The organism is Pseudomonas sp. S3E17, assembly GCF_024168685.1.
Taxonomy (GTDB): domain Bacteria; phylum Pseudomonadota; class Gammaproteobacteria; order Pseudomonadales; family Pseudomonadaceae; genus Aquipseudomonas; species Aquipseudomonas marginalis.
In genome coordinates this window covers 1,981,874-1,994,206 of record NZ_JALJWE010000001.1, presented here as the reverse complement: position 1 = coordinate 1,994,206, position 12,333 = coordinate 1,981,874, and the positions used below count along the sequence as shown (strand labels likewise).

The following is a 12,333-nucleotide window of genomic DNA, read 5'->3' as shown; positions in this document are numbered from 1 at the left end:
ATGAAAATTCGCTCACAGATCGGCATGGTCCTCAACCTGGACAAATGCATCGGCTGCCACACCTGTTCCATCACCTGCAAGAACGTGTGGACCAGCCGTGAAGGCATGGAATACGCCTGGTTCAACAACGTCGAGTCCAAGCCCGGCGTCGGCTACCCCAAGGAGTGGGAGAACCAGGACAAGTGGAAGGGCGGCTGGGTGCGCAACGCCAACGGCTCGATCAACCCGCGCATCGGCGGCAAGTTCCGCGTGTTGGCGAACATCTTCGCCAACCCCGACCTGCCGAGCCTGGACGACTACTACGAGCCGTTCGACTTCGACTATCAGCACTTGCACACCGCACCATTGGGCGAGCACCAGCCGACCGCACGCCCGCGTTCGCTGGTGTCCGGCAAGCGCATGGAAAAGATCGAGTGGGGCCCGAACTGGGAGGAAATCCTCGGCACCGAATTCGCCAAGCGCCGCAAGGACAAGAACTTCGACCAGATCCAGGCCGACATTTATGGCGAGTACGAAAACACCTTCATGATGTACCTGCCGCGGCTGTGCGAGCACTGCCTCAACCCGGCGTGCGCGGCATCGTGCCCGAGCGGTGCGATCTACAAGCGTGAAGAAGACGGCATCGTGCTGATCGACCAGGAGAAGTGCCGGGGCTGGCGCATGTGCATCAGCGGCTGCCCGTACAAGAAAATCTACTTCAACTGGAAGAGCGGCAAGTCCGAGAAGTGCATCTTCTGCTACCCGCGTATCGAAGCCGGTATGCCGACCGTGTGCGCCGAAACCTGCGTGGGTCGGATTCGTTACCTCGGTGTGTTGCTGTACGACGCCGACCGCATCAGCGAAGTGGCCAGCACCGCTAACGAGCAGGACCTGTACGAGAAGCAACTGGAAATCTTCCTCGACCCGAATGACCCGGCGGTGATTCGCCAGGCCCTGGCCGATGGCGTGCCGCAGTCGGTGATCGACTCGGCCCAGCGTTCGCCGGTGTACAAAATGGCCGTCGACTGGAAGCTGGCCCTGCCGCTGCACCCGGAATACCGCACCTTGCCGATGGTCTGGTACGTGCCGCCGCTGTCGCCGATCCAGAACGCCGCCGCGGCCGGCACCGTGGGCATGAACGGGGTGATCCCGGATGTGGACAGCCTGCGTATTCCGCTGCGTTACCTGGCGAACATGCTCACCGCCGGCGATGAAAAACCGGTCAAGCGTGCGCTCAAGCGCCTGTTGGCGATGCGCGCCTACAAACGCTCCCAGCAAGTCGATGGCGTACAGGACCTGCAAGTGCTCGAAGACGTCGGCCTGAGCGTTGAACAGGTGGAAGAGATGTACCGCTACCTGGCCATCGCCAACTACGAAGATCGCTTCGTGGTACCGAGCGCCCACCGTGAAGACGCCATGAGTGACGCGTTCGCCGAACGCTCCGGCTGTGGTTTCAGCTTCGGCAGCGGTTGCAGCGGCAGCTCCGACACCAACATGTTCGGCGCCAAGAAAGCCAACCGCCGTGACGTGCTGAAAACCGTCCAGATCTGGGAGGACTGAGCCATGCGCATTCTTAAAGTGATTTCGTTGCTGCTGGACTACCCCACTGAAACCTTGGTGAACGGTCGCGACGAACTGGAGCAGGCAATTCTCGAATCCCGGGAAATCAGCCCCAAGCAGCGCGGCGCGTTGTTCGAGCTGCTGGAACTGATCTGTGCCAATGACCTGATGGACGGCCAGGAACACTACGGCGCGCTGTTTGGTCGGGGCCGTTCGCTGTCGCTGTTGTTGTTCGAACACGTGCACGGCGAGTCCCGCGACCGCGGCCAGGCCATGGTCGACATGATGGCCCAGTACGAAGAAGCCGGGTTTGCCATCGGCGTCAAGGAGCTGCCGGACTACATCCCGTTGTACCTGGAGTTCCTGTCCACCCGCGAAGACATCGAGGCCCGCGAGGGCCTGGCGGATGTGGCGCACCTGTTGGCCTTGCTCGCTGCGCGTCTCGACGAGCGTGAGAGCGGCTATGCCAGTTGTTTCCGTGCGCTTTTGCAGATTGCCGGCGCCGAGCCGCACCAGGCCGTGGCCGAACTGCGCGCCCAGGTCGCCGCCGAACCGCGGGACGACTCCCTCGAAGCCCTGGACAAAATCTGGGAAGAGGAAGCGGTGGACTTTATGCAGGCTGAGCAACAGGACCGCTGCAGCTCGATGCCGAGCAGTCCGGGCAAGGCCCGCGAAGAAAGCGCGGTGCCTTTGCACTGGGTGGATTTTCAGCAAGAAGGCCGGGCCGCAGCGCCCGCCGGGGAGGTGGGTAATGTCTAAGTGGAATTTGCTGGTATTCGGGGTGTACCCCTATGTGGCCCTGGCGATCTGCCTGTTGGGCAGTTGGGCGCGGTTCGACCTGTCGCAGTACACCTGGAAGGCCGGTTCCAGCCAGATGCTCAACAACCGTGGCATGCGCGTGGCGAGCAACTTTTTCCACATCGGCGTGCTGTTCGTGCTGGCCGGGCATTTTGTCGGTCTGCTGACCCCTGCGTCGGTCTACCACCATGTGATCAGCACTGAGCACAAGCAGTTGCTGGCGATGGTCTCGGGTGGCTTCTTCGGCCTGCTGTGCCTGGTGGGCCTGCTGATGCTGGTCAAGCGTCGCCTGGGGGACCCGCGCGTGCGGGCGACCTCGAGCCCGTCGGACATCCTGATCCTGTTGGTGCTGCTGGCGCAGTTGCTGCTGGGCCTGCTGACCATCGTCGCCTCCACCGGGCATATGGACGGCTCGGTGATGGTGATGCTCGCCGACTGGGCGCAGAACGTGGTGCTGTTGCGGCCGGTGGAAGCGGCCGAGTCGATTGCACCGGTGTCGCTGATCTACAAGGCCCACGTGGCGCTGGGCTTGACCCTGTTTGTGCTGTTCCCGTTTACCCGCCTGGTGCACATGGTCAGCGCGCCGATCTGGTACCTGGGGCGTCGTTATCAAATCGTGCGGCAGAAGTATTGAGGAGAACGTCATGACTACAGGATGCGGATGTGGTGGCGGTAACGGCGGCAGCGGTGGGTGCGGCTCGTCGGCCAAGGAACCGATGATGGCCGAGGCTGTGGCCCAGGCTTCTTTCGAAGAGATCAAGGCGCCGGAGTTGATCGCCAGCAGTGAACAGGAATGGCCGATCATCAGCGTCAACGGCGTGGCGGTCACGCCCGAGGCCATGGCCCTGGAGTTGCAATACCACCCGGCCGCCAGCCGCGAGGAGGCGGTGTACCTGGCCGCCCGCGCGCTGGTGATCCGCGAGCTGTTGCAACAGCGGATCGCCGAGCTGGGCCTGGCGGTGGAAATCGCCGCCGGCGAAAACGAAGAAGAAGCCGCCACGCGCCTGCTGCTGGAGCGTGAGGTGACGGTGCCCGACTGCGACGAAGCCACCTGCGTGCGCTACTTCGAGAACAACAGTGGGCGCTTTCACAGCGCGCCGTTGCTGGCGGCGCGGCACATTCTGCTTGAGTGCGCGCCGGACGACGCCGAGGCGCGCCACCTGGCGCGCACCCAGGCCGAAGTCCTGCTGCTGAGCCTGGAAGAACAGCCCGGCCAGTTTGCCGAACTGGCGCTCAAATACTCGGCCTGTCCATCCAAGGCCCAGGGCGGTTCGCTGGGCCAGGTGAGCAAGGGCCAGACCGTGCCCGAGCTGGAGCGCCAGTTGTTCACCCTGGCTCCGGGCCTGGCCGCCAAGCCGCTGGAGAGCCGTTACGGCTGGCATGTGATCAGCGTCGACCAGCGTATCGAAGGCCAGCCGCTGCCCTACGAAGCGGTGGCCGTGGCGATTCGCACCCAGTTGCAGCAAGGGGTGTGGCAGAAGGCATTGGTGCAGTACCTGCAAACCCTGATCGGCGCGGCGGACATCCGCGGCATCGCGCTGCAGGGTGCCGACTCACCGTTGGTGCAGTGACATGAGCCTGGTGGATGGGGTGGGCCGTTCGATCGATTACCTGCGCTTGTCGGTGACCGACCGTTGCGATTTTCGCTGTGTGTACTGCATGGCGAAAAACATGACATTCCTGCCGCGCCAGCAGGTGTTGACCCTGGAAGAACTGCAACGCCTGGCCGCGCTCTTCGTGGGGCAGGGCGTGCGCAAGATCCGCCTCACCGGAGGCGAGCCGCTGATTCGCCCGGGCATTGTCGGGCTGTGCCGTAACATCGCGGCACTGCCGGGCTTGCGTGAACTGGTGATGACCAGCAATGGCTCGCAGTTGGCGCGACTGGCGCGGCCGTTGGTGGAGGCGGGGGTCAAGCGCATGAACATCAGCCTCGACAGCCTGGATGCGCAACGCTTTTGCGGGATCACTCGCAACGGTGATCTGCGCCAGGTGCTGGACGGTATCGAGGCCGCGCGGGAGGCGGGGTTCGAGCGGGTCAAGCTCAACTGCGTGGTGATGAAGGGGCGCAACTTCGACGAGGTCCCGGCGTTGGTGCGGTACGCCATCGACCAGGGTGTCGACATCAGTTTTATCGAGGAAATGCCCCTGGGGGACGTGGGGCGATCGCGGGGCGAGACGTTCTGCTCCAGCGATGAAGTACGCGCGGTGATTGCCCGTGAATATGGGTTGATCGATAGCAGCGAGAACAGCGGCGGGCCGGCGCGGTATGTGCGGTTGGCGGGGCATCCTGGGACGCGGGTCGGGTTTATTTCGCCTAATTCGCATAATTTTTGTGGCAGTTGTAATCGGGTACGGATGACGGTGGAAGGGCAGTTGCTGTTGTGCCTGGGGCAGGAGGATGCGCTGGATTTTCGCGCGTTGTTACGGCGCTATCCGTTGGAGGATGGGCCGTTGGTCGAGGCGTTGCACAGGGGGTTGAAGGGCAAGCCGTTGCGGCATGATTTCAGTGGGGAGGGGGAGGTGCAGGTGGTGCGGTTTATGAATATGAGTGGGGGGTGAGGGGCGGTGTGGGGTGGTGTGGTACTGAGTACATATCCGTTTCTTCGGTAACGGCGGCTTAGGGTTCCGCTCTTACAGCGGGTCACTTTTGGAGGGACCCAAAAGTAACCAAAAGGTCCTCGCCCCAACACTCGGCACCGAGCCTAGGCGAGGTGCCGAGTGTTGGGGCAAGAGCCCTTTGGTTACTTTGGGGCTTTTCCAAAGTGACCCGCTGTAAGAGCGGAACCATAGGCCGCCGTTACCTAAATAACGGATATGTACCCAATCAAAAAACCTTGACCCCGATCAAGGGAACCCCACCCCATTCTCCGTAACCTCACTGCATCTTGTGTCTTGAAGCCTAAAAACACCTATATGTAGTGCCTGGAGCCCGGAAAATGCAAAACACGCTCACCCCGTTGGTCAGCACCCGCCTACACAAACGCGACGGCAGCCTGGTCCCCTTCAACGCCGAAAAAATCCACCACGCTCTGACCGCCGCCGGCACCGCAACCGGCGAGTACCAGGAGGTCGACGTCGACCTGTTACTGGGCGCTGTCCTGGCTCGCCTGAGGGGCATCGAACACCTGGACGTCGAACAAATCCAGGACAGCGTCGAACGTGTGCTGATGGACGCCGGCTACTTCCTCTCCATGCGCGCCTATATCGTCTACCGCGAACAACACGGCCGCCTGCGTCGCGACCGCAAGACCCTGGTGGAAGTCGCCACCTCGATGAACGAATACCTCGACCGCGAAGACTGGCGTGTGCAAGCCAATGCCAACCAGGGCTATTCCCTGGGTGGGCTGGTGTTGAACGTGTCGGGCAAGGTCACCGCCAACTATTGGCTCGACGAGGTCTACAGCCAGCAGATCGGCCGTGCGCACCGTGAGGCGGATCTGCATATCCATGACCTGGACATGCTCGCCGGGTATTGCGCCGGCTGGTCGCTGCGTTCGCTGTTGCACGAAGGCCTCAATGGCGTGCCGGGCCGTGTCGAAGCCGGGCCGCCCAAGCACTTGAGCAGCGCCCTGGGGCAGATGGTCAATTTCCTCGGCACCCTGCAAAACGAATGGGCCGGCGCCCAGGCGTTCAGCTCGTTCGATACCTACCTGGCGCCCTATGTGCGCAAGGATCAACTGAGTTACGCCGAGGTGCGCCAGGCGGTGCAGGAGTTCATCTACAACCTCAACGTGCCGTCGCGCTGGGGCACCCAGACGCCGTTTACCAACCTGACCTTCGACTGGGTGTGCCCGGAGGATCTGCGCGAGCAGGTGCCAGTGATCGGCGGTGAGGAAATGCCGTTTGCCTATGGCGACCTGCAAGCGGAAATGGCGCTGATCAACCGCGCCTATATCGAAGTGATGCAGGCCGGCGATGCCAAGGGCCGGGTCTTCACCTTCCCGATTCCCACCTACAACATCACCCACGATTTCCCCTGGGACAGCGAGAACGCCGACCGCCTGTTCGAGATGACTGCGCGCTACGGCCTGCCGTATTTCCAGAACTTCCTCAATTCCGATATGCAACCCAACCAGGTGCGCTCGATGTGCTGTCGCCTGCAACTGGACGTGCGCGAGCTGCTCAAGCGCGGCGGTGGGTTGTTCGGTTCGGCGGAGCAGACCGGCAGCCTCGGCGTGGTGACGATCAACTGCGCGCGCCTCGGTTACCTGTTCAAGGGCGACACCTCGGGCCTGTTGCAACGCCTGGACAGCCTGATGGACATGGCCATGGAAAGCCTGGAGGTCAAGCGCAAGGTGATCCAGCACCATATGGACGCCGGCTTGTACCCCTACACCAAGCGTTACCTCGGCACCTTGCGCAATCACTTCTCCACCATCGGCCTCAACGGCATGCACGAGATGCTGCGCAATTTCACCGGCGACGAGCAGGGCATGCATACCGAGGAAGGCCGCGCATTTGCCCTCAAGCTGCTCGACCATGTGCGCGCCACCTTGCTGCGCTTCCAGGAAGACACCGGCCACCTCTACAACCTCGAAGCCACGCCGGCGGAAGGCACTACCTACCGTTTCGCCAAGGAAGACCGCAAGCGCTACCCGGACATCCTGCAGGCCGGCAGCGACGTCGCGCCGTACTACACCAACTCCTCGCAACTGCCGGTGGGCTTTACCCAGGACCCCTTCGAAGCCCTGGAGCTGCAAGACGAACTGCAATGCAAGTACACCGGCGGCACCGTGTTGCACCTGTACATGGCCGAGCAGATTTCCTCGGCCCAGGCCTGCAAGCAGCTGGTGCGCAAGGCGTTGGGACGTTTCCGCCTGCCGTACCTGACGATCACCCCGACGTTCTCGATCTGCCCGGTGCACGGTTACCTCGCCGGTGAGCATGAGTTCTGTCCCAAGTGCGATGAAGTGCTGGCACTGGCCGCTGCGCACTGAACCGATCTTCCAACCCGCAAGGAGATTCACCATGCAAGCATCCCAGCCAAAACGTCAGCGCTGCGAAGTCTGGACCCGGGTGATGGGCTATCACCGGCCCGTGTCGGCGTTCAATCCCGGCAAACAATCCGAGCACAAGGAGCGGGTGCATTTCACTGAAACGGCCGCCGTGGCCGGGCGCCAATGAGTCGAGCGCTACGGGTCGGGGGCCTGGTGCCCCTGACCACCCTCGACTACCCCGGCATGCTCGCCTGTGTGCTGTTTTGCCAAGGCTGTGCCTGGCGCTGTCGTTACTGCCACAACCCGGACCTGATCCCGCCGCGCGGTAGCACGGAGGTGGATTGGCGCCGGGTGTTGCTGTTTTTGCAGCGGCGCAAGGACTTGCTCGACGCCGTGGTGTTCAGTGGTGGCGAGCCGACCTTGCAGGAAGGCTTGCCGGCCGCCATGGATGAAGTGCGGGCGATGGGTTTTCGCGTCGGCCTGCACAGCGCCGGGATCAAGCCGGCAGGGTTTGCCAATGCGTTGCGGCATGCCGATTGGGTCGGCTTTGACGTCAAGGCGCTGGCCGAGGATTGCCAGTTGATTACCCAGGTCAAGCACAGCGGTGCCGCCAACTGGCGCAGCCTCGACACCCTGTTGGCCAGCGGCGTGGAATACGAGTGCCGCACCACGGTGCATTGGCATTTGATCGACCCCCCTCGGTTGCTGTTGCTGGCCCAGCGTTTGCAAGCCAACGGCGTGCAACGCTTTGCGGTGCAAATGGTGCGCACGGCCAGCATGCTCGATGCGCAATTGTCGAGTTCTCCGGCACAGGCGGCCTTGCCGGAGTTATGGAGCCGATTGCGCGAGTTGTTTCCTGCTTTTGTATTGCGAGGGTGATCGGCGCCCTCAAGCGGATTTTTATAGATGCTGCCCATGACGGGCAGGTTTTCATCAGGGACTATCACAATGAAGCAATTAACCACGGCACAACGCATTGTCATCGGTTTCGCGATTGCGCCGCTGGCGCTGGTCGGCTTGGTGTTTTATGCCCTTCACGACCTGGCGACCCTCAAGCAGCAGTCCGAGCAGATCGTGCAGCAGGACTGGCCCAGAATTGCGCCGATCATGGTGATCGCCACCGGGGTACGCGATAACGGGCGCAATACCCGCGACCTGCTGATCGACCAGGACAACCAGCAGGCCCAGGCCTCCATCGGCACCACGCGCGAGCGCATCACCCAGGCGTTCGCCACCCTTGAGCCGCTGCTCGACACCGCCGAAGGCAAGGCCGCCTATGCCACCTTGAAAACCCACCGCGAAGCCTACGTGGCGGCCTTCACCCAGGTGCAGGCGCTGATCCGGCAAGGGGCGCGCGAGCAGGGCCTGGCCCAGCTCAAACAGCAGGTGATCCCGGCCGAGCTTGAGGTGTTCAAGAGCCTGGATGCGTTGATGGCCATGCAGGGGCGGCTGTTCGCCGAGCGTCAGCAGGCGGCGCAAACCCTGTATGACGAGGCGCGACGCACCATGCTCGGGTTGTTCCTGCTGTGCCTGGCCCTGGTGGTGGCGGCGGCGGTGATTGTCACGCGCAGCGTCACCCGCCCGCTGGGCGGCGAGCCGGATGAGGTGGCGCGGGTGTTGAGTCATATCGCCGAGGGCGACCTGACCCTCGAGGTGCCGTTGGGCAACAGTATCGACGGCAGTGTGATGCGCAACCTGCACCAGATGCAGCAGAACCTTAACGAGATGGTCCGCCATATCGCCACGTCGGTGGACGGCGTGGCCAGCTCGTCGGAAGAGTTGAGCGCGGTCAGCGGCCAGACCAGCAGCAGCCTGCAGTTGCAGGGCCAGGAAATCGAACAGGCCGCCACGGCGGTGAATGAAATGACCGCCGCCGTCGACGAGGTGGCACGCAATGCCGTGAGCACCAGCGAAGCCTCGCGCCTGTCGGAGCAGACCGCCCAGCGTGGACAGGCGCAGGTGCAGGAAACCGTGGCGTCGATCAACACCTTGGCCACCGGTGTGGTGGAAACCTCGGAGCGTATCCAGCAGCTGGCCGGCCGTGTGCAAGACATCAGCAGCGTGCTCGAAGTGATCCGCAGCATTGCCGACCAGACCAACCTGCTGGCGTTGAACGCGGCCATCGAAGCGGCCCGCGCCGGGGAAGCCGGACGCGGGTTTGCGGTGGTCGCCGATGAAGTGCGCGCGTTGGCCCACCGCACACAGGTCTCGACCCAGGAGATCGAGCAGATGATCGGCAATATCCGCCAGGACACCGAACACGCCGTGGCCGCCATGCACAGCAGCAGCGAGCGGGTACAGGCGACCTTGAGCGTGGCGCAACGCTCGGGAGAAGCGCTGGACGAGATCACCCGGTCGATCTCGCAGATCAACGAACGCAATATGATGATTGCCAGCGCCACCGAAGAACAGGCGCTGGTGGCGCGGGAAGTGGATCGCAACCTGGTGGGCATTCGCAACCTGTCGCAGCAGGTGTTGCAGGGTGCGATACACACCGAGACTGCCGGGCATGACCTGGCCGGAATGGCGGGGACGCTGCATCAGACGGTGGCGCGGTTCAAGGTGTAACTTTGCCTGTGGGAGGGGCGGTGCGACGATTCGACTTGCGCCCGATGACGGTGGGGCAGTGGCAGATGTATTAACTGATACTGCCTCATCGGGAGCAAGCCCCCTCCCACATTTGGATCTGCATATATCAGGTAGACCTCGGTCTGCTTTTGCTCTGGCTTTTGCAGTCTTGGAGCCGACCGGAGTTGTGACTGGTGTACTCGGTTAAGTGTGGGAGGGGGCTTGCTCCCGATGGCGGTGTGTCAGTAACAGCTGCATTAACTGACACTGCCCCCTCCCATGTGCATCGCTGCACATCAGCCAGCCCACCCCCAGAACTGCAACCACCAGCCACACCCCACCAGCCCATTACTCAGCAGTACGCACAACCACCCCAGGCAGCGCGGTCGGGTTCCAAGCCCCTTGAGCTGCCGCCAACCCAACCACAAGCACCAGCCAATCGCGGCGCTCAGCATCAGTGCGCGCGCCGGTTGCACCCATGCCAATGCCAACCCTTCATAGCGCAATAACTTCACCGTCGTCGCCGACAGCCCCAGGAACAACCCCGCACCACCCAGGGGCGTGAGTGTCAGTGCCAAGGGCCGAAACAGTGCGCGGTCGCCGGCCACAGACGCGGCCAGGCGCAGCAGCAGCCAGCAGCCACCGCCGAGCAGCAGTGCGCTGCCCCCCAGGTACAGCACGATGCACAGGCCATCGAGCCAGCTGAAGCTGTCGTTGAGTGGCGGGTAGTGGGTGAGCAGCCACCAGGGCGCGTTGTCTTGCAGCAGCCAGAGCCAGTCGCGGCTTACCAGCCACTCGGCGAGTGTCTGTTTGAGCGCGATAAACCACGGGCTCAAGGTCCACTGGAAGGCGCCCATGGCCAGGCCGATCACGCCAAACAGCAGCAGGCGCGCATCCCACGCCGAGCCGGGTTGACGCGGCGCCTGGAGAATCTCTTTATTGCTCGAGCGGGCGATCAGTTGCACCGCGCCGCGTTGCCCGCTGCAACGGCCACAGGCGTGGCAGTCGCTGGCGCCTTGCAGGCGGCGGATGTCCAGGAGTGGCGCGCAGTTGGGCAGGGGCAGGTGCGGGGCGTGGTTGGCTTTCCAGCGTTGTTCATCCACGGCGAAATGCACCGGCGCCAGGCGGGCGAGCAGGGCGAACACGCCGCTGACCGGGCACAGGTAACGGCACCACACGCGCTTGCCGCGCACGAACAGCAGGCCGACCAGCACCGCCGCCAATGTCGAGCCGCCCAGGATCAGCAACGCTGCCTGGGCATAGTCGTACACGCTGATCAACTGGCCGTAGAGCGTGGTGAGGCAAAAGCCCAGGGTCGGCCAGCCGCCCCAACGCAGCCAGCGCGGTATGCCCAGGCCACGCCCGTGCTGGCTGGCCCACTCGCTCAGCGAACCCTCCGGGCACAGCACGCCACACCACAGGCGCCCGAACAGCACCATCGACAGCAACACGAACGGCCACCAGATCCCCCAGAAGATAAATTGCGCCAGCAGCGTCAGGTTGTTCACCATGCGCGCCTGGCTATCCGGCAACGGCAGCGCGGCGGGCAGTACCAGCAGCATGGCATACGCCAGCACCACCGCCCATTGCATGGCACGGATCAGCCGGGCATGGCGGCGCATGCCATCGCCCAGTTGCTGCAACCAGCTCATGCCGCGTGCCGGGCGCGACGCAGGCCATTGCCCACCCATAGCCAGTAGCCGAGCAACACCAGAACGGTGATAAGGCTGGGGGCCGCGCGGTAGCCGGCAAAGTCGGCCAGCAGTGCGCCGAGGCCATGGCTGTCACTGAGCAGTGCGCTGCTGTCCCAACGGCTGTCACCGAAGGCGGCGTAGACCCACTCGGGCATGTCCATGCCCAGCAGTTGCCCACTGATACGGTCCACGGCCGCGATCAGCAAGGCCCCACCAAGCAGCAACAGCAGCGCCTCGCTGAGGGCGAAAAACAGTGACCAGGAGATAAAGCGCCGACTGCCGCGCAACAGCAGCACGGTGAGCCCCGCGAGTGCCAGGCCGAGCACACCGCCGACGGCGAACAGGCCTTGCGCCTCATCGTGCAGGCGCGCCCCGGCGCCATACAAAAACACCACGGTTTCACTGCCTTCGCGACTGACCGCCAGCAGCGCCAGTAACAACACGCCCCAGCCGCCCTGGCGCGCCAGGCGCGCGTCGGCCTCGCGTACCAGGCTGTGTTTGAGCGTGGCCGCGTTGCGGTGCATCCAGAACACCATCTGCACCATCAAGCCGCTGGCCAACAGGGTCAGCGCCGCTTGCAGCCACTCGCCCTGTGGGCCGGTCATGGCGTCGCCGGCCCACAGCATCAAACCGGCCAGCCCGGCCGAACACAGCAACCCCAGCAACACCCCGGCCCAGAGGAAACGGGCCAGTTGCACATGGCCGGCCTGGCGGCTGATCCAGGTCTGCAGGATACCGATCACCAGCAGGGCCTCGACGCTTTCACGCCAGACAATAAACATCGATTGATTCATCAA

At 63.5% G+C, this 12,333-nt stretch carries 11 protein-coding genes; 9 read left to right on the top strand and 2 right to left on the bottom strand.

Going from position 1 to position 12,333, the window contains the following annotated elements; translation table 11 throughout:
• From narH to J3D60_RS08425, 9 genes are all read left to right on the top strand, one after another.
• A complete protein-coding gene (narH, locus tag J3D60_RS08465) occupies nt 1-1,539 on the top strand; it encodes a nitrate reductase subunit beta (RefSeq protein ID WP_065941894.1) in 1,539 nt (512 codons plus the stop codon).
• Between the two features lie 3 nt (nt 1,540-1,542).
• Entirely contained in the window at nt 1,543-2,298 is a 756-nt protein-coding gene (gene narJ, locus J3D60_RS08460; RefSeq protein WP_027607173.1) for a nitrate reductase molybdenum cofactor assembly chaperone, read from the top strand.
• Nucleotides 2,291-2,971, top strand: a complete 681-nt coding sequence (gene narI, locus J3D60_RS08455; RefSeq protein ID WP_027607172.1) for a respiratory nitrate reductase subunit gamma — start codon at nt 2,291-2,293, stop codon at nt 2,969-2,971. The genes narJ and narI overlap by 8 nt, the downstream gene beginning before the upstream one ends.
• 10 nt (nt 2,972-2,981) lie before the next feature.
• The gene (locus J3D60_RS08450) at nt 2,982-3,908 is read left to right on the top strand and encodes a peptidylprolyl isomerase (protein ID WP_253490891.1); all 927 of its coding nucleotides are present in this window, start codon (nt 2,982-2,984) and stop codon (nt 3,906-3,908) included.
• Between the two features lies 1 nt (nt 3,909).
• On the top strand, nt 3,910-4,896 hold the full coding sequence (gene moaA, locus J3D60_RS08445; RefSeq protein WP_253490889.1) for a GTP 3',8-cyclase MoaA: 987 nt from the start codon (nt 3,910-3,912) through the stop codon (nt 4,894-4,896).
• Nucleotides 4,897-5,273: 377 nt separating this feature from the next.
• Entirely contained in the window at nt 5,274-7,274 is a 2,001-nt protein-coding gene (locus tag J3D60_RS08440) for a ribonucleoside triphosphate reductase (RefSeq protein WP_253490886.1), read from the top strand.
• 31 nt (nt 7,275-7,305) lie between these two features.
• The gene (gene nrdD, locus J3D60_RS08435; RefSeq protein WP_253490884.1) at nt 7,306-7,461 is read left to right on the top strand and encodes an anaerobic ribonucleoside-triphosphate reductase; all 156 of its coding nucleotides are present in this window, start codon (nt 7,306-7,308) and stop codon (nt 7,459-7,461) included.
• Entirely contained in the window at nt 7,458-8,153 is a 696-nt protein-coding gene (locus J3D60_RS08430) for an anaerobic ribonucleoside-triphosphate reductase activating protein (RefSeq protein ID WP_065927214.1), read from the top strand. The genes nrdD and J3D60_RS08430 overlap by 4 nt, the downstream gene beginning before the upstream one ends.
• Before the next feature lie 69 nt (nt 8,154-8,222).
• Complete coding sequence (locus J3D60_RS08425) at nt 8,223-9,842, top strand: methyl-accepting chemotaxis protein (protein WP_253490882.1); 1,620 nt, start codon at nt 8,223-8,225, stop codon at nt 9,840-9,842.
• A gap of 296 nt (nt 9,843-10,138) precedes the next feature.
• Here J3D60_RS08425 and J3D60_RS08420 read toward each other — a convergent pair whose 3' ends face one another.
• Together J3D60_RS08420 and J3D60_RS08415 are read right to left on the bottom strand one after the other, a co-directional pair.
• On the bottom strand, nt 10,139-11,494 hold the full coding sequence (locus tag J3D60_RS08420; protein ID WP_253490880.1) for a 4Fe-4S binding protein: 1,356 nt from the start codon (nt 11,492-11,494) through the stop codon (nt 10,139-10,141).
• Nucleotides 11,491-12,330: an FTR1 family protein gene (locus J3D60_RS08415; RefSeq protein ID WP_253490878.1), complete on the bottom strand. Its 840-nt coding sequence runs from the start codon at nt 12,328-12,330 to the stop codon at nt 11,491-11,493. The genes J3D60_RS08420 and J3D60_RS08415 overlap by 4 nt, the downstream gene beginning before the upstream one ends.
• Between the last annotated feature and the right edge of the window lie 3 nt (nt 12,331-12,333).

Bases quoted from the DNA above. Each gene is read 5' to 3' on its own strand.
- J3D60_RS08420 (WP_253490880.1), bottom strand. From the start codon at position 11,494: ATGAGCTGGTTGCAGCAACTGGGCGATGGCATGCGCCGCCATGCCCGG.
- narJ (WP_027607173.1), top strand. From the start codon at position 1,543: ATGCGCATTCTTAAAGTGATTTCGTTGCTGCTGGACTACCCCACTGAA.
- J3D60_RS08450 (WP_253490891.1), top strand. From the start codon at position 2,982: ATGACTACAGGATGCGGATGTGGTGGCGGTAACGGCGGCAGCGGTGGG.
- J3D60_RS08415 (WP_253490878.1), bottom strand. From the start codon at position 12,330: ATGAATCAATCGATGTTTATTGTCTGGCGTGAAAGCGTCGAGGCCCTG.
- J3D60_RS08440 (WP_253490886.1), top strand. From the start codon at position 5,274: ATGCAAAACACGCTCACCCCGTTGGTCAGCACCCGCCTACACAAACGC.
- J3D60_RS08425 (WP_253490882.1), top strand. From the start codon at position 8,223: ATGAAGCAATTAACCACGGCACAACGCATTGTCATCGGTTTCGCGATT.
- J3D60_RS08430 (WP_065927214.1), top strand. From the start codon at position 7,458: ATGAGTCGAGCGCTACGGGTCGGGGGCCTGGTGCCCCTGACCACCCTC.
- narI (WP_027607172.1), top strand. From the start codon at position 2,291: ATGTCTAAGTGGAATTTGCTGGTATTCGGGGTGTACCCCTATGTGGCC.
- moaA (WP_253490889.1), top strand. From the start codon at position 3,910: ATGAGCCTGGTGGATGGGGTGGGCCGTTCGATCGATTACCTGCGCTTG.
- nrdD (WP_253490884.1), top strand. From the start codon at position 7,306: ATGCAAGCATCCCAGCCAAAACGTCAGCGCTGCGAAGTCTGGACCCGG.
- narH (WP_065941894.1), top strand. From the start codon at position 1: ATGAAAATTCGCTCACAGATCGGCATGGTCCTCAACCTGGACAAATGC.